The sequence below is a fragment of the Flavobacterium aureirubrum genome, assembly GCF_038739835.1.
In the GTDB taxonomy this organism is placed as follows: domain Bacteria; phylum Bacteroidota; class Bacteroidia; order Flavobacteriales; family Flavobacteriaceae; genus Flavobacterium; species Flavobacterium aureirubrum.
Window position 1 is genome coordinate 1 of record NZ_JBCGDO010000011.1, and the last position, 18,051, is coordinate 18,051.

12 protein-coding genes and 1 pseudogene are annotated in these 18,051 nt (G+C 34.9%); all 13 read left to right on the plus strand.

Going from position 1 to position 18,051, the window contains the following annotated elements; genetic code table 11:
- A pseudogene (locus WFZ85_RS09260) lies at positions 1 to 248 on the plus strand (REP-associated tyrosine transposase); the annotation flags it as partial.
- 29 nt (positions 249 to 277) lie between these two features.
- Positions 278 to 2,569, plus strand: coding sequence for an NADP-dependent malic enzyme (locus WFZ85_RS09265; protein ID WP_342696013.1), 2,292 nt, complete (start codon positions 278 to 280; stop codon positions 2,567 to 2,569).
- Positions 2,570 to 2,650: 81 nt separating this feature from the next.
- On the plus strand, positions 2,651 to 3,232 hold the full coding sequence (gene ruvA, locus WFZ85_RS09270) for a Holliday junction branch migration protein RuvA (protein ID WP_342696014.1): 582 nt from the start codon (positions 2,651 to 2,653) through the stop codon (positions 3,230 to 3,232).
- A 3-nt stretch (positions 3,233 to 3,235) separates the two neighbouring features.
- Positions 3,236 to 10,486: a T9SS outer membrane translocon Sov/SprA gene (gene sov, locus WFZ85_RS09275; RefSeq protein WP_413789735.1), complete on the plus strand. Its 7,251-nt coding sequence runs from the start codon at positions 3,236 to 3,238 to the stop codon at positions 10,484 to 10,486.
- Positions 10,487 to 10,557: 71 nt separating this feature from the next.
- A complete protein-coding gene (gene gcvH / locus WFZ85_RS09280; RefSeq protein ID WP_342696015.1) occupies positions 10,558 to 10,938 on the plus strand; it encodes a glycine cleavage system protein GcvH in 381 nt (126 codons plus the stop codon).
- Positions 10,931 to 11,305 (plus strand): VanZ family protein, encoded by a 375-nt coding sequence (locus tag WFZ85_RS09285; RefSeq protein WP_342696016.1) that lies wholly within the window; start codon positions 10,931 to 10,933, stop codon positions 11,303 to 11,305. Before gcvH ends, WFZ85_RS09285 begins: the two co-directional genes overlap by 8 nt.
- A gap of 63 nt (positions 11,306 to 11,368) precedes the next feature.
- Complete coding sequence (gene deoC / locus WFZ85_RS09290; protein ID WP_342696017.1) at positions 11,369 to 12,112, plus strand: deoxyribose-phosphate aldolase; 744 nt, start codon at positions 11,369 to 11,371, stop codon at positions 12,110 to 12,112.
- 11 nt (positions 12,113 to 12,123) lie between these two features.
- Positions 12,124 to 14,244, plus strand: a complete 2,121-nt coding sequence (locus WFZ85_RS09295) for a gliding motility protein RemB (protein ID WP_342696018.1) — start codon at positions 12,124 to 12,126, stop codon at positions 14,242 to 14,244.
- Between the two features lie 123 nt (positions 14,245 to 14,367).
- Positions 14,368 to 15,270, plus strand: coding sequence for a heme o synthase (gene cyoE / locus WFZ85_RS09300; protein WP_342696019.1), 903 nt, complete (start codon positions 14,368 to 14,370; stop codon positions 15,268 to 15,270).
- A 2-nt stretch (positions 15,271 to 15,272) separates the two neighbouring features.
- Complete coding sequence (locus WFZ85_RS09305; RefSeq protein WP_342696020.1) at positions 15,273 to 15,863, plus strand: cytochrome c oxidase subunit 3; 591 nt, start codon at positions 15,273 to 15,275, stop codon at positions 15,861 to 15,863.
- 44 nt (positions 15,864 to 15,907) lie between these two features.
- Positions 15,908 to 16,939, plus strand: a complete 1,032-nt coding sequence (locus WFZ85_RS09310) for a cytochrome c oxidase subunit 3 (RefSeq protein ID WP_342696021.1) — start codon at positions 15,908 to 15,910, stop codon at positions 16,937 to 16,939.
- Positions 16,940 to 16,960: 21 nt separating this feature from the next.
- Positions 16,961 to 17,317 (plus strand): cytochrome C oxidase subunit IV family protein, encoded by a 357-nt coding sequence (locus WFZ85_RS09315; RefSeq protein WP_342696022.1) that lies wholly within the window; start codon positions 16,961 to 16,963, stop codon positions 17,315 to 17,317.
- A gap of 75 nt (positions 17,318 to 17,392) precedes the next feature.
- Positions 17,393 to 18,049 carry a hypothetical protein gene (locus WFZ85_RS09320; protein ID WP_342696023.1) on the plus strand — a complete coding sequence of 219 codons (657 nt, stop codon included), beginning with the start codon at positions 17,393 to 17,395 and terminating at the stop codon, positions 18,047 to 18,049.
- Positions 18,050 to 18,051: the final 2 nt, after the last annotated feature.

The window sequence follows — 18,051 nt, forward strand, 5'->3', positions numbered from 1 at the left end:
AACAACACTATAAAGTATGGCAAGATGGTTATCATGCTGAACATATTTACAGTAATTTATTTATAAAACAAAAAATAGAATACATTCATTCAAATCCCGTTAAAGATAAAATAGTTGATTTTCCTGATGATTATTATTTTAGTTCTGCTAGGAATTATGCAGGATTGGATAATGATTTAGAAGTTATTTTGTTAGATTTGTTTAAAAAGAAACAGCCAAAAATTTCCTTTTTACATTCAGTCTTCTAACTTTGCAGGGCAGAAGAAAAACTTGAACGATGAATAAAAACAGTAGAAGAAGAGAAGCCCTTTTATATCATGCTAAACCTACGCCTGGCAAAATTCAGGTAGTTCCCACTAAAAAATATGCAACGCAGCGTGACTTATCTTTGGCCTATTCGCCTGGTGTTGCCGAACCTTGTTTAGAAATAGCCAAAGACGTTAATAATGTATATAAATATACTGCCAAAGGAAATCTCGTAGCAGTAATTACTAATGGAACGGCGGTTTTAGGATTAGGCGACATCGGTCCGGAAGCTTCAAAACCAGTGATGGAAGGGAAAGCATTATTGTTCAAAATTTTTGCTGATATCGATGTTTTTGATATCGAAATAGGGACTAAAGATATTGATGCGTTTATAGAAACGGTCAAAAATATTGCGCCCACTTTTGGAGGAATCAACCTTGAAGATATTAAAGCGCCCGAGTCGTTTGAAATAGAAAGACGCTTAGTTGCCGAGTTAAATATTCCGGTGATGCACGATGATCAGCACGGCACTGCCATTATTTCTTCTGCTGCTTTATTGAATGCACTTGAATTGGCTGAGAAAAAAACAGCCAATGTTAAAATAGTGATTTCGGGTGCGGGTTCGGCTGCATTGGCTTGTGCCAACTTGTATGTATTGTTGGGTGTCAAACCAGAGCATATTATTATGTTTGACAAAGATGGGGTGCTTTGTGCAGAACGAACCGATTTATCTGAGTTACAAAAAAAATACACACACGGAAAACTAGGTACCACACTTCAAGAAGCTTTAGCTGGTGCTGATGTTTTTTTAGGCTTATCAGTAGGGAATATTTTAACGCCCGAAATGTTATTAGCGATGGCAAAAAACCCCGTTGTTTTTGCGATGGCTAATCCTGTTCCTGAGATTGACTATGAGGTAGCCATTGCCACTCGAAAAGATATCATCATGGCAACGGGTCGTTCCGATCATCCTAATCAGGTGAATAATGTATTGGGTTTTCCCTATATTTTTCGGGGTGCGCTTGATGTGAGAGCTACTAAAATTAATGAAGAAATGAAGATGGCTGCTGTTCATGCTTTGGCAGAATTAGCTAAAGAACCCGTGCCAGAACAAGTAAATATAGCCTATGGTGAAACCAAATTGAATTTTGGTAGAGATTATATAATTCCGAAGCCATTTGACCCGCGATTGATTGCCGTGGTTGCGCCAGCAGTGGCAAAAGCAGCTATGAGTTCGGGTGTTGCATTGAACCCTATTACTGATTGGGAGAAGTATGAAGAGGAATTGCTAGAGCGTTTAGGCTCTGACAATAAAATGGTGCGACTACTTACTAATCGGGCTAAGACCGAACCTAAAAGGGTGGTTTTTGCCGAAGCAGATCATCTTGATGTGTTAAAAGCGGCACAAATCGCTTATGAAGAGGGCATTGCCCATCCTATTTTGTTAGGAAACAGAGAATTGATTTTAGAATTAAAAGAAGAATTAGGATTTGATGCCGATGTTCCTATTATTGACCCGAAGACAGAACAAGAAAAAGAACGCCGATTAAAGTATGGCGAAATCTATTGGCAATCTCGACAACGACGCGGAATTTCGCAACTTGATGCACAACGATGGATGCGCGAACGCAACTATTTTGCCGCTATGATGGTGAATGAAGGCGATGCCGATGCTATGGTTTCGGGCTATTCGCGAAGTTATCCTTCTACGGTAAAACCTTTGATGCAGCTAATAGGAAAAGCGCCAGGCATTTCTTTAATTGCTACCACAAACATGATGATGACTAATCGAGGACCGATGTTTTTATCAGATACTGCGATAAACCCAAATCCTACAGCCGATGAATTGGCTAAAATTGCATTAATGACGGCTAAAACGGTACGAATGTTTGGAATGGAACCAGTAATTGCCATGGTTTCGTTTTCAAACTTTGGCTCCTCTTCTCATGAAAGTGCTACAAAAGTGCGGGAAGCAGTGGCTTATTTACATAATTATTATCCCAATTTAATAGTAGACGGTGAAATTCAAACCGACTTTGCTTTGAATGCCGACATGTTAAAGAATAAATTTCCGTTTTCGAAGTTGGCAGGCAAAAAGGTGAACACGCTTATTTTTCCTAATCTAGAATCAGCCAATATCAACTATAAATTGTTAAAAGAGTTGTATAATGTGGATTCTGTGGGCCCAATTATGTTAGGTATGGATAAACCAGTCCATATTTTTCAGTTGGGTGCCAGTGTGGAAGAAATGGTCAATATGGTAGCTGTTGCTGTGGTCGATGCACAGGAAAAAGGAAAAAGAAATGCCATGTCTGCGAAATAATTTTATATAATTTCATACTTATGTAAATCTAACGGTCTCAGTTCAGTAATTTTATTATATTTGGCGTTAAAATTAAGTTAAATGATAGCGCACATACAAGGAAAATTAGTTGAGAAAACACCAACAGAAGTAGTAATAGATTGCAGCGGAGTTGGTTATCATATTAATATTTCCTTGCATACTTTTTCTTTATTACCCAATACCGATTTTGTTAAATTATATACCCATCTTCAAATAAAAGAAGATGCCCACTCTTTATTTGGTTTTATGGAAAAATCAGAAAGAGAGTTGTTCAAATTGTTATTATCGGTTTCAGGAATTGGTGCTAGCATTGCTAGAACTATGTTGTCCTCGCTTGACCCTAAGCAAATTATTCAAGCTATTGCCTCTGCCGATGTAAGCACTATTCAGTCAATCAAAGGAATAGGAAGTAAAACAGCGCAAAGAGTAATATTAGATTTACAAGAAAAAGTAGTGAAGTTATATGATTTAGATGAAATTTCCACTTCTCAACACAATATAAACAGAGAAGAATCGTTATCTGCTTTGGAGGTTTTGGGTTACATCAGAAAAAACGCCGAAAAAGTAGTAGACAAAATAATCAAGGAAAATGCTGATGCCACCGTTGAAATGATCATTAAGCAAGCATTAAAAAATTTATAATTTTTGAAAACAATATACTATCCAAAATCATTTTTAAGTTTTAGAATACTACTTTTCGCACTTGTGTTGTTGTGTAGTATTGCCTCTTTTTCTCAAACAAATCCCACGCAGCAGGATTCTACCGGTTACTCTACAGGCAGAGTAGAAATGCAAAATCCTAACAGTATTGTAAACGCTTATACTTATGATCCTGTTACTAATAGATATGTTTACACAAGTACTTTTGAAGGGTTTAACATTAACTATCCCATTTTTTTAACACCGCGAGAGTATGAAGAATTAGTCCTGCGTGAGTCCATGCGAGATTATTTTAAGAAAAAATCGGCTGCCATTGACGGCAAAGGAACTGAGGCTGATAAAAAAGATTTATTACCACGATACTATGTAAACTCCGGTTTCTTTGAAACCATTTTTGGTTCCAATACTATTGATGTCAAACCAACAGGTTCTGTCGAAATGGATTTGGGCGCTCGATATACCAAGCAAGATAATCCTTCCTTTTCCCCGCGAAATAGGTCGCAGACCACTTTTGACTTTGATCAACGTATTAGTATGAGTTTAATGGGGAAAGTAGGGACACGATTGAATGTAAACATCAATTATGATACACAGTCTACTTTTGCCTTTCAAAATTTAATAAAATTAGAATATACACCAACAGAAGACGATATTATTCAAAAAATTGAGGTGGGTAACGTAAACATGCCGTTGACAAACTCGCTTATCCGTGGCGCACAAAGTTTATTTGGGGTGAAAGCACAGCTGCAGTTTGGGAAAACAACCATAACAGGGGTTTTCTCTGAACAAAAATCACAAACCAGATCGGTGAGTGCTCAAGGTGGCGGCACGCTTCAAGATTTTGACATGTTTGCATTAGATTATGATGCGGACAGACACTTTTTTTTATCGCAATTTTTCAGAAATAAATACGATCAAGCGCTCCGTAATTATCCTTTTATAGATAGTAGAGTGCAAATAACGCGACTGGAAGTTTGGGTCACCAATAGACAAAATCGGGTTAACAATATCAACAACAATCTAAGGAATATTATTGCTATTCAAGATTTAGGAGAAGCAAGGTTGACGGGTTTTACAGACAATCAGATTGTGGCATTAGCGCCAGCTGATGTTGCCAATAATTTTTTCCTTACCACACCAAATGATACTCCTGCTGATAACAATAACAACAAATATGATCCTGGTTTAATAGCGACTGGTGGTGGCTTATTGAACTCAAGTATACGCGATATTGTAACTTCAAGTGCTGGTTTTAACAATGCGGTTTTAGTGAATGAAGGTACAGATTATTCCAAATTAGAAAATGCAAGAAAACTGGCACCAAACGAATATAAACTGAACCCACAGTTGGGATATATTTCACTACAACAACGATTGGCAAACGATGAGGTTTTAGCAGTTGCTTATCAATATACCGTTGGGGATCAAGTATATCAGGTTGGAGAATTTGGAACCGATGGTGTAGATGCTACTATTGTTGAAGGTAGTGGCACAGCTAATGAAACCGTTTCTTCTCAAAATTTGATTTTGAAAATGATTAAAAGTACGTTGACCAACGTTCAACAACCAATTTGGAATTTGATGATGAAAAATATTTATCAAATTCAAGGCGGTTTTCAATTGCAACAAGAAGATTTTAGATTTAACATTTTATACACCGATCCATCTCCGTTGAATTATATTACACCTGCCAATACCACATCACCACTTCCGAGTGATGTTGCAGAAACCCCTTTGCTAAAAGTATTTAATGTTGATAAATTAAATTTTAATAATGACCCGCAAGCCGGAGGAGACGGATTTTTTGACTTTTTACCGGGATTAACCGTTGATCAAGAAAATGGACGATTAATATTTACTACTGTTGAACCTTTTGGAAAGCATTTATTTGAAAAATTAAGAACGAACAGTGCCGAAGATTATAACGGAACAAACTATAATGCTAATCAAAGCAAGTATGTTTTTAGAACCATGTATGCCAGTACGCAAGCCGCGGCTTTGCAAGATGCAGAAAAAAATAAATTCCAACTTAGAGGAAGATACAAATCCGCTGGTGGCGATGGAATTTCGTTAAATGCTTTCAACGTTCCAAGAGGTTCAGTTGTGGTTACTGCTGGCGGAAGAGTTTTACAAGAAGGAATTGATTACAGTGTAAATTATCAAGCAGGAAAAGTTCAAATTTTAGATCCATCCTTATCCAATACACCTATTGAAGTTTCTGTTGAAAACAATGCAACCTTCGGACAGCAAACGCGTCGTTTTATGGGTTTTAATGTGGAACATAAAATATCAGATAAATTTTTATTAGGTGGTACTTTCATAAAAATGACAGAACGACCTTTTACCAATAAATCAAACTATGGACAAGAGTCTGTAAACAATACTATTTTTGGTTTTAATGCCAATTATTCGACAGAAGTTCCATTTTTAACTCGATTGGTTAATAAGTTACCAAATATTGATACTGATGTAGCTTCTAATATTTCAATTCGCGGAGAAGTAGCTTTTCTACAACCAGATGCACCACGAGCAGACCAGTTTAATGGTGAACCAACAGTTTATGTTGATGATTTTGAAGGTTCACAAACCACCATTGATATGCGAGCACCTTTATCATGGAATTTGTCTTCTACACCAAAATGGCAAGCAGGAGTAGATTATGAAGATTTTGGTGCCACAGCGGTTGATTTATCTTATGGGTATAAACGAGCGAGATTAAACTGGTATACCATCGACCCAATAATTTATGTACAAACGCCAGGAGAAATTGGTCCAGGTGGAATATCACTCAATAGTACACGTAGAATTTTTAGTAATGAATTATATCCTAATCTTGAAATTGCTGCAGGGCAAACTCAGGTTATTAATACTTTAGATTTAGCGTATTATCCACAAGAACGTGGACCTTATAATTATAATCCAGAGGCATTAAATCCGAGTGGATTTTTAAATCCTGAGAAAAACTTTGGTGGGATTACACGAGCGATAAATTCGACAAACTTCGAGCAGAGTAATGTGGAGTATATTCAATTTTGGGTTTTAGATCCTTATTTTGATCCCGCCAATCCAACAGCTGTTGCAAGCCCAAACAATACAGGAGAAATTTATTTCAATCTTGGTGAAATTTCGGAAGATGTATTAAAAGATGAACGAAAACAATACGAAAATGGTTTGCCTGCAAATACAAACTCCTCGTCGTTAACAAGTCCAACAATTTGGGGAAGAGTGCCATCCTCACAATCCCTGATTTATGCATTTGATGTTGATGGTGCCAATCGTTCATCACAAGATATTGGCTTTGATGGGCTAAATGACGCGGAAGAACAAAACCTACCTAATATTGGAGGTTATGCTACACTTAACGATCCTGCCGGCGATAATTATCAGTTTTTTTTAAACGCCACAGGTTCTTCTGTTTTTGATAGATATAGACTGTATAACGGACTAGAAGGAAACTCTCCCGTTACTGTTACGGATACTAATAGAGGTTCAACAACACTACCTGATGTAGAAGATATCAACCGCGACAACACCATGAACACGGTTAATGCATATTTTGAGTATAAAGTTAAAATTGAGCCTAACATGCAAGTGGGACAAAATTTTGTGACCGAAGTAAGAGAGACTAATAATATTCCGTTACCCAATGGAGGAGTTGGAAGTGCTAGATGGCTCCAGTTTAAAATTCCTGTTTCGCAACCAGAATCTGTTATTGGAAGCATATCCGATTTTCGTTCTATTCGATTTATGAGAATGTTCATGACGGGCTTCACAGCACCAATTACTATTCGTTTTGGAGCATTAGATTTGGTTCGTGGCGAATGGAGACGTTATGAAAATTCTTTTCAACAAGCCGATGCAGAGCCAGATGATGACAATACAAACTTTGATGTTTTATCGGTAAATATTCAAGAAAATGCAGAAAGACTGCCAATTCCTTATGTGACACCGCCAGGCGTTATAAGAGAACAAGTCAATCAAAACAATACTATCATTAATCAAAATGAGCAATCTTTAGCTTTAAGAGCTTCGCGTGAAGGACTTGAAGTAGGCGACTCTAGAGCCGTTTTCAAAAATGTTAACGTGGACATGCGTCAATTTAATAAATTGAGAATGTTCATACATGCCGAGGCATTACCAGCGCCAACAGATGCAACACCTTTACAAGATAATCAAATGGCAGGTTTTATTCGTTTTGGAAATGATTTTACAAGTAATTTCTATCAAGTAGAAATACCATTAAAAGTTACTCCAGAAGGAACAACTGAGCAAGATATAATTTGGCCCGCTGAAAACGAAATAGATTTAGCAATGGCGTTGCTGACAAAAATGAAAGTCAGAGCTTTAAGTATTGACCCATCCACACTGCCCGAAGGTATTTATTATCCTGATGATGATATAACACTGCCTGATGGTGATGGTGATTCAAAACTAAGACTGGGAATAAAAGGAAATCCAAATTTTGGACTGGTTAGAACTTTAATGGTTGGAATAAAAAACAACCATACTGATAGAGTTAGAGGTGAAGTCTGGTTTAACGAGTTGCGTATTTCCGATTTGAATAATAAAGGTGGAATGGCAGCAGTAGTCAATGTAGACTCAAATGTTGCTGATTTTGCAACTATTTCTGGAACAGGTAGAATGAGTACAATTGGTTTTGGAGCCTTGGAAGAAGGACCAAACGAAAGAAGTAGGGAAGATGTAAAACAATATAATCTTGTGACCAACTTTAGTTTGGGACAATTATTGCCAAAAAAATGGGGAATTAATTTACCTTTCAATTATGCAGTAGGCGAAGAAATAATCACACCCGAATATGATCCATTTAATCAAGATATTAGGTTAGAACAATTAATAGCAAATACTACTAATAATGCCGAGAGAGATAATATTAGAAATAGAGCTATTGATTATACCAAAAGGAAAAGTATCAATTTTATTGGCGTTAAAAAAGAGAGGTCAGAAAAGCAGAAACAACATTTTTATGATCCAGAGAATTTGACTCTTTCTTATTCCTATAACGAAGTGGAAAGACATAATTTTGAAATAGAGGATTTTATTGATCAACAAGTCAATGTTGCCGTAGATTATACTTATGCATTTAAACCAAAATCAATCGAACCACTAAATAAAAATAAATTTTTCAAGAAAAGTGATTATTGGAAATTACTAAGGGATTTAAATTTTAGTCCTTTACCTGCTAATATTTCCTTTAGTTCTAATATAATGAGACAATTCAATAGGCAGCAATTCAGACAAGTGGATGTTGAAGGAATTGGTCTTGAACCATTATTTAGAAGGAATTATATGTTCAATTATCAATATGGTTTCAATTACAATCTAACGAAGGCATTAAAAATTAATTATACGGCAGCATCACAAAACATTGTTCGTTCGTATATCAATGAAGATAATATTCCCGATGATAGTTATACGCTATGGACCGATTTTTGGAATATGGGAACGCCTAATACACACAACCAACAAATAGTGGTAAATTATGACATTCCGATAAATAAAATACCTGTTTTCTCTTTTATAAAATCAACTTATTCATATACTGGTGATTATAATTGGCAACGTTCATCATTAGCTTTAGAAACTATTGAAGCCAGTGACGGAACTATCTATAATTTGGGGAATACCATTCAAAATGCAAGTTCGCACCGCCTGAATACTTCATTCAATATGAGTTCTTTTTACAAGTATATCGGATTAGAAAAGAAACCGCCAAAAGCGCCAGCCAAACCTACCGCAGCTCCAAAACCTGGTGAAAAAATACCAACCATTAAACCGCAAGCAGCTAAATCGAGTAATGTATTTCTGGATGGTTTAATAGGCGTTTTGACTAGCGTGAAAAATGTACAAGTGAATTATACTAAAAGTGAAGGAACTATCCTTCCTGGATTTTTACCTAGTTTAGGCTTCTTTGGTTCTTCTAAGCCGTCATTAGGGTTTATTTTTGGTGTTCAAGACGATGTAAGGTTTGAAGCAGCTAAAAATGGATGGCTAACAACCTTTCCCGATTTCAACCAAAATTATACGCAAGTATTGACAGAAACATTAGAAGCAACGGCAAACATTGATTTATTCCCCGATTTTAAGATAGATTTAAATGCGAATAGAGCTTTTTCGGATAACTTCTCTGAACAATATGACGTTGATCCAACAACAGGTCAATACAATTCTAGGTCGCCATATAATTTTGGAAATTTCTCAATTTCCACAGTTTTAATCAAAACCTCTTTTGGTAAAAGCGATGAAAATGGCTCAGCTGCCTTCGATGATTTTAGAAATAATCGTCTTGTTGTTGCCAATAGATTAGCAGAACAATTTTATGGTGCAAATATCCCAAGATATGGTGATGCAGCAAATCCTATTCCAACAGATGTTAATGCACCAAACTATGCTTTTTTTGCAGCAAATGCAGGTTATCCAATAGGGTTTGGGAAAAATAACCAGTCAGTTCTGATTCCTTCATTTTTATCGGCCTATAGTGGAAGTTCAGCGGATGGAGTATCGCTGGGTACTTTTCGTAGTTTCCCAATTCCAAACTGGACCGTAAAATATACTGGATTAATGCGCTACAAATTCTTTAAAGATACATTTAAGCGCTTTTCTATTCAGCACGCCTACAGAGCATCCTATACCATTAACGCTTTCCGTTCAAATTTTGATTATGATCAAAATCCAGGAGCGCAGGACAACGGTGGAATTGGTAACTTTTTTAATCAAACAATTATTGCAAACATCAATTTAGTTGAACAATTTAATCCTTTAGTGCGCTTTGACTTTGAAATGAAAAATTCATTAAAGATATTAGCCGAAATGAAGAAGGACAGAAGCTTATCGATGAGTTTTGATAATAATCTATTAACAGAAGTGCAAGGAATTGAATACATCATTGGGGTAGGTTATAGAATAAAAGACGTTGTAATATCTTCATCATTAGCAGATAACCCAACCGGAATTATAAAAAGTGATATCAATATTAAAGTAGATTTTTCTTATCGAAATAATCAAACTATTGTTCGCTACTTAGATTATGACAACAACCAATTAGGTGCGGGACAAAACATTTGGACAGCAAGATTAACTGCAGATTATTCCTTCAGTAAAAACCTTACTGCCATCTTCTTTTACGATCATTCGTTTTCGCAACCAGTGGTATCAACTTCCTTCCCGTTGACAAATGTTAGAACAGGGTTCACCATGCGATATAATTTTGGTAACTAAATAATTTTTAATCACAATTTTTTTATTAAAGATATAGATTACCTACTTTTGAAGAAATTAATAGCAAACAAATGAATATACCAAGTAATTTAAAGTACACAAAAGACCACGAATGGGTTTTAATAGATGGTGATATTGCCACTGTAGGAATAACTGATTTTGCTCAAAAAGAATTGGGAGATATCGTTTATGTTGAGGTTGAAACATTAGATCAAACGCTCGCTAAAGACGAAGTATTTGGAACTGTTGAAGCAGTTAAAACAGTATCTGATTTATTTTTACCACTTTCTGGTGAAATTATTGAATTTAATGAAGATTTAGAGGCAAACCCAGAGTCGGTTAATACGGATCCTTATGGCACAGGTTGGATGGTTAAAGTGAAAATCGCAAACCCTGCTGAGGTAGAACAGTTATTATCGAGTGAGTCATACAAGCAACTTATAGGTGCATAAAAAAGTCATTCTTGGTCTAGCTATAATTTGGACCATTTTAATTTTTATATTGTGTCTCGTTTCCTTTAGCAAATTACCCTCTTTTGGTGTTTCTGGAACTGATAAGTACGTCCATTTTATTTTTCATTTTGGTTTTACTTTGCTTTGGGGTCGTTATTTTTGGCTTTCAAGTAATGAACTGAAACTAGGTATTGTAGGTCGTGTCGTTTTCATGTCGTTTTGTTTTGGTTTAATAATTGAGTTTTTACAAGAAGCAATTACTACAACTCGGCATGCTGATGTGCTCGATGTTTTAGCAAATTCAGCAGGATCGTTAGTTGCTTTTTTAGTTTTTTTTCCTATTGCAAAGTATAAAAGTGAAAAATAACAAACTATATATTATTCATATAAAAGTCCCAATTTAATTGGGATTTTTTTTTACTTTTAACCCATGAATATAAAACAATATCTCGACTCAACCTATTTAAAAACCGCTACTCAAGCCGGCTTATCAGAAGAAGATAACGATACAATTGTCAAAGAGTTTGTAAAAGAAGCGATCGATGAAAGTTTTAAGCTAATCATGATAAGACCTGATAAGGTAAAGATTGCTCGCGAAATGATAACCAATGCAAAATCCAATTTACTCATTGGAACCGTTATTTCATTTCCTGAAGGAACAAATTCATTAGAAGATAAGCTGGAAGAAGCAAAAAAAGCTATCGAAGACGGTGTTGATGAACTTGATTTCGTTTGCAATTATCAGGCGTATAAAACCGGAGATGTTGACCTCGTGAAAAGAGAGGTTTATAGCGGAACTAAACTAGCACTAGAAAATCACAAAGCAGTAAAGTGGATTATTGAAGTCGCAGCACTAAGTGATGACCAAATTATCAAAATTTCAGCCCTTATAAAAAATATTATCATCTCTAAATTTAAAGAAGAATGTTTTTCTAAAGTATTTATTAAATCTTCAACAGGTTTCTATAAAACAGAAAACAATAAACCCAACGGCGCAACGATTCCGACAATTATTTTGATGCTTGAAAACGCTTCACCATTACCCGTAAAAGCAGCTGGCGGAGTTAGAACTTATCAAGAGGCAGAAGATATGATTCGTTTGGGAGTAAAACGAATTGGAACTTCTGCTGCAAAAACAATAACCAACGGTGAAACTGCATCAGGTAACTATTAAATCTATTTTTAATGATGAAAAATTTATTTTACTATATCATTTTGTTTTTTTCCATCGCTACAACAGCACAAGTTACTTTAAAAGGAACTGAAAAATTTCCTGTTTTTCCGTCTTGTCAAGACCTGCAGTTTAAAGCTTTAGAAACTTGTTTTTATAGCGAAGTGCAGAATTTTGTTTATAATAATTTTAAAGTCCCAGAAAATTTGCAACAAACCAATTTTAAAGGAAATGTTATCGTACTTTTTGAAGTAAATCAAACTGGAAACTTCAAAGTGATTTTCGTTGATGCCGTCGATGAAACTCTAATTACTGAATGTAAAAGAGTTTTTGAGAAACTTCCAAAAGTAGCTCCGGCAACTTATAATGGCACGCCAACTTATGCTAAATACACTATCACCATAGCGATTCCTTTACAAAGCACTGCCGATGTAGAAGCACAAAAGATTGGTGAGAATGCCCTATCAAATCCTGCAGGGCAATACAAGCCAAATACTGTTTTTTTAACAGAATTAGATAGTATAAAATACAAGAAATTTGATAATCCACAGTTTGACAGCCACTTGAATATTCCTTTTTCTCACAGTTATTATGCGCAATTTGATGATGAAATGAATCAAGTTGGTGCAAACAATCACACAGGTTCAAAACCTTATGCTTATGCAGAAGTTTCGAAATATTACAATCTGAAACAAGAAAACACCGCACTTCAGAAAAACAAGCAAAGTTGGTGGGGGAAAAAAATATGGAATGAAAGTTTAGTTCAAATTCAAGGGGAAGATTATTGGTTTACTTTAAATCCTATTTTTGATTTACAATTTGGGAGAAGTAATCCTAGTGTTTCAGACTACACCTATGTAAATACGAGAGGACTTCAGTTTAATGGTGGTTTAGGTAAAGGATTAAATTTTACAACAACTATTTTTGAAAGTCAAGGTCGCTTTGCTGATTATTTTAATCGTTATGCGGAGTCTATTGCACCATCAGGAGGAAATCCTGCGATTATTCCTGGTATTGGTATCGCTAAAGAATTCAAATCAGACTCTTATGATTTTCCTTTAGCGGAGGCTAATTTATCTTATACACCAAGCAAGTTTATTAATATGAATTTGGGTTACGGAAGAAATTTTATTGGTGATGGTTATCGTTCGCTTCTTTTGAGCGATGGTGCAAGTCCATATCCTTATTTTAAACTGAATACTACTTTTTGGAAAATAAAATATACTAATATTTATACTTGGCTCAAAGATGTCCGTCCAGAAGTAACAGTTGATGGCACATATGCTACTAAATTTGCCGCAAGTCATTATTTAAGTTTGAATGTGACCAATAAATGGAATATAGGATTATTTGAATCTGTAGTTTGGACTAATACTAACAATCGTGGTTTTGACATGAGTTTTGTCAACCCCATTATTTTTTATCGTGCAGTAGAATTCAGTTCTTCTTCCAGAACAGGAAATGCAATGTTAGCTTTAACAACAAAATACAAGTGGAGTAATCAAATCAATTTTTATGGACAGTTTTTACTTGATGAATTTTCTTTAAATGACGTCAGAACAGTAAATAATAGTTGGAAAAATAAATTCGGTTATCAGTTAGGTGCGAAATACTACAATGCATTTAATATCAAAAATTTATTAGTACAACTCGAGTACAATCATGTGCGACCTTATGTCTATTCACACAGTGATCCTATTACTAATTATGGACATAATAATCAAAGTTTAGGACACCAATGGGGAGGAAATTTTAGTGAATTTATCGCCATCAGCCGTTATCACAAAGGAAGATATTTCGCAGATGCTAAAGTTACCATCGGAACACGTGGTTTGGATTTTAACGATGCCACGGACAGCAATAATTATGGAAGTAATATTTATATCGATTATGACGATAGTCGTCCGTTTGATGAAAATGTCACCGTAGGACAAGGAAATAAAACCAGTGTTTTTATTGTAGACATGCAAGCTGGTTATTTGATTAATCCGGCCACAAATATGAAATTGTTTGGCAGTTTTATTTATAGAAATTTCACACCAGCAACTCAAACCACACTAGCGATAAACGAAAGCACTACTTGGCTTTCTATAGGACTTCGGTGCGATATCTTTAATTGGTATTTTGATTATTAAAATTAAAACCGCTGTTACTTTTTAAATCATAATTGAAATCTTTTGTGTTGTATTTTTTTTATGATTTGTTTTTTTGTCAAATCACTTTCTATAAAGTACCTTTGCGCCTGAAAAAAATTAATAATGAGCGCTACTGCTTCTATACTTTCTTTTAAGCAAATTGCATTTGATTTCAAAGAAATCACAAAAGCTGGTTTAGCTGTTAGCGTTGTGTTTTCTTCAATTGCAGGTTATCTTCTAGGAGTGGAAGATTTTCAGGATTTGAAGATGATAACCTTATTGATGCTTGCTGTTGGAGGTTATTGTATGGTTGGTGCATCGAATGCTTTTAATCAAGTGATAGAAAAAGATTTAGATGCTTTAATGGATAGAACAAAAAACCGTCCAGTGGCATCTGGAAGAATGTCGCCAAATCATGCTTTGTTTGTCGCAAGTTTACTGACTATTATTGGATTAATTTTATTATATCTTATTAATCCTAAATCCGCCATGTTTGGTGCGATTTCTATCTTTTTATACACCAGTATTTATACTCCATTAAAAACAGTAACGCCGCTTTCTGTATTTGTGGGTGCATTTCCTGGAGCAATACCATTTATGTTGGGTTGGGTTGCAGCTACTGACCATTTCGGCATTGAAGCAGGAACCTTATTTTTAATACAATTTTTTTGGCAGTTTCCTCATTTTTGGGCTATCGGGTGGTTTTTATACGATGATTACAAGAAAGCAGGTTTCTTTATGTTGCCTACAGGAAAAAAAGACACTTCTACAGCACTGCAGACAATTTTGTATTCAGTATGGTTACTAGTTGCTTCTTTATTGCCTTCAATTGGTTATACAGGCCGTTTATTTATTTCGCCAGTTGCTGCAGGAATTGTATTTTTACTCGGGATTTGGATGATATTTTATGCTGTAAAGTTATATCAATTGAGAACTGCAAAAGCTGCTAGAACGTTAATGCTTGTTAGCGTTTCCTACATTACTTTATTACAAATAGTATATATAACAGATAAATTTTTAAGATAGTTATGACAACAACGCCCATGTCTGCTGATGAATACAAAGCAAGAACTGCACGTTCTCATAAATTACTGTTGTGGTTTGCCATGATGAGTATGACGATGATGTTTGCAGGTATAACTAGTGCTTTTGTAGTCAGTAAATCAAGAGAAGATTGGATGAAAGATTTTCAACTTCCGAGTGCATTTTATTTTAGCACATTGTCCATAATACTTTGTAGTATTTGCATTCATTTGGCAAAAAAAGCCATCCACAAAGATAACAGGAGTGCTACAACTCGTTTTCTTTTATTAACACTAGTTTTGGGAATTGCATTTGTTTTTCTACAATTCGTTGGATTTAATCAAATAGTTGAAGAAGGCTATTATTTTACTGGACCAGAAAGTAATATTGCAACAACTTTTCTTTATGTAATAGCCGTTGTACACCTTGCTCATCTTGCTGGAGGACTAATTTCGCTGCTAGTAATTATTTATAATCATTCTAAACAAAAATACAACTCAGGTCAACCTACTGGAATTGAGTTAGGTGCAATCTATTGGCACTTTCTTGATTTTTTATGGGTATGTTTGTTTTTATTTTTATATTTCTTTAAATAAGAAAAAAAATCTAAATTTGGGGACTTTTTAACTAATAACTTTATATGGGAGCTACAGTTACTACTGCAAATACTAACGAAAATACTTGGAGTGGCGGAAACGAGCCAATGGGTGCCAGTTATGGTAAACTAATGATGTGGTTTTTTATCGTATCAGATGCATTAACTTTTTCTGGTTTTCTTGCCGCATACGGTTTTTCAAGATTTAAATTTATTGACAATTGGCCAATTGCTGATGAGGTGTTTACACACTTTCCTTTTTTACATGGTGTAGATGCGCCGATGTATTATGTAGCATTAATGACCTTCATTCTAATTTTTTCTTCGGTTACAATGGTTTTAGCGGTTGATGCTGGGCACCAAATGAAACAAAAGAAAGTAGCATTTTATATGTTACTTACAATCATTGGAGGTTTAATATTTGTGGGTTCTCAAGCTTGGGAATGGAAAAACTTTATTAAAGGAGAATATGGTGCAATAGAAACCAAAGGGGGAAGTATTATTCAATTTGTTAATAAAGAAGGGAAGAGAGTAAAATTAGAAGAATTTGCTGTTAGACTGCCAGGACAAAGAGAAGAACTAACTGGAAGTAAAGGAAAATGGTTTATGAAAGATGCTGAAGCTTTAACTACTTATTCTGTAGCTGAAGTGCAAGCGGGATTTAAGGCAAACCCTGATTTGTTAGTTAGAACAGAGAAAATTTACAGAGATACCAAAGAAGATAGAGCAAATACTAAACTGCAACCTGGTTTAAATAAAAATAAGCATAGAGAAATTTTAACTAGAGCAGAATCTGAGGTAATGGTGGGCAATGCATACATGGTTGTCGAAGGCGCTAACTTGAAACGAAATGAATATGGAAGCAAGCTTTTTGCCGATTTCTTTTTCTTTATTACTGGTTTCCACGGTTTCCACGTATTCTCAGGTGTAGTTATCAATTTTATTATTTTCCTTAACATACTTGTAGGTACTTATGAAAAAAGAAGAAGCTACGAAATGGTTGAAAAAGTTGGATTATATTGGCACTTTGTCGATTTAGTTTGGGTATTTGTATTTACATTCTTCTATCTAGTATAATTTTAGAAATTTATCTTTATTATGTCACACGCTCACGAACACGTATCAAATACAAAAAGAATCTGGATGGTTTTTGCCTTGCTATCTGTTGTAACAATAGTTGAGGTTTTTTTGGGAATTATTAGACCCGATTTTTTATTCATGACTAATTTCTTAAGCATGAATTTGCTAAATTGGATTTTTATTATTTTAACGCTATATAAAGCTTATTATATTGTTTGGGCTTTCATGCATATGGAAGGCGAAAAAAGTAGTTTACGTTGGTCAGTAGTTGGCTCCGTTATTTTCCTTGTTGTATATTTACTTTTCATACTCCTTGTTGAGGCTGATTATGTATTTGAGGTTTTCAAAAATTCCACCATTAAATGGAATTTTTAACATTATATTAATTCAAAAAAAGTCCCGATTAGTCGGGATTTTTTTATTTTTGTAACTGTCATTTTTAATTTGATAATGAAAAAAAATATTGTTCTATTTGTTTTATTTATTTTACCAATTGTTGCTTATCTCTTTTTTGCGTCAGGAGTAAATAGTTTCATTACTTTACCTACAATTACGTCAACAGTAACTGACGTAAATCAGCAATGGAAGTCCTTGAATGGAGAAAAAGTAACGTTAAATAATAAAATAACAATATTAGGTTTTGCAGGACAAGACATTGCGTTGAATAGCGGTAATTTTTTTACGTTAAATCAAAAAATCTACAATAAATATCGCGCTTTCAAGGATTTCCAATTAGTGTTTATTGCTCCAGATGGAACTCAAGAACAGGCAAAAAAATTGCTATCGCAATTATCAACTTTGACCGATGTTTCAGGCTACCATTTTGTTTTTGCTCCCGCAAATGAAATTCAGCCTTATTTTGATAGTTTGAAGTTGCTTGGAAAATTAGATGAGAAACACGGAACACCTAATGTTTATATTATTGATAAAAAGAGAAATCTTAGAGGAAGAAAAGGCAAAAGCGTGAAAGGTGAACCAGAATATAAAGAAGGATACAATACAACATCAGCTGCTGAATTGCATAATGACATGATGGATGATGTGAAGATTATACTTGCAGAGTATAGATTAGCTCTTAAAAGGAACAACGCCAATAGACAGATATAGGT

Bases quoted from the DNA above. Each gene is read 5' to 3' on its own strand.
- WFZ85_RS09320 (WP_342696023.1), top strand. From the start codon at position 17,393: ATGAAAAAAAATATTGTTCTATTTGTTTTATTTATTTTACCAATTGTT.
- deoC (WP_342696017.1), top strand. From the start codon at position 11,369: ATGAATATAAAACAATATCTCGACTCAACCTATTTAAAAACCGCTACT.
- gcvH (WP_342696015.1), top strand. From the start codon at position 10,558: ATGAATATACCAAGTAATTTAAAGTACACAAAAGACCACGAATGGGTT.
- WFZ85_RS09295 (WP_342696018.1), top strand. From the start codon at position 12,124: ATGATGAAAAATTTATTTTACTATATCATTTTGTTTTTTTCCATCGCT.
- ruvA (WP_342696014.1), top strand. From the start codon at position 2,651: ATGATAGCGCACATACAAGGAAAATTAGTTGAGAAAACACCAACAGAA.
- WFZ85_RS09305 (WP_342696020.1), top strand. From the start codon at position 15,273: ATGACAACAACGCCCATGTCTGCTGATGAATACAAAGCAAGAACTGCA.
- WFZ85_RS09315 (WP_342696022.1), top strand. From the start codon at position 16,961: ATGTCACACGCTCACGAACACGTATCAAATACAAAAAGAATCTGGATG.
- cyoE (WP_342696019.1), top strand. From the start codon at position 14,368: ATGAGCGCTACTGCTTCTATACTTTCTTTTAAGCAAATTGCATTTGAT.
- WFZ85_RS09265 (WP_342696013.1), top strand. From the start codon at position 278: ATGAATAAAAACAGTAGAAGAAGAGAAGCCCTTTTATATCATGCTAAA.
- WFZ85_RS09310 (WP_342696021.1), top strand. From the start codon at position 15,908: ATGGGAGCTACAGTTACTACTGCAAATACTAACGAAAATACTTGGAGT.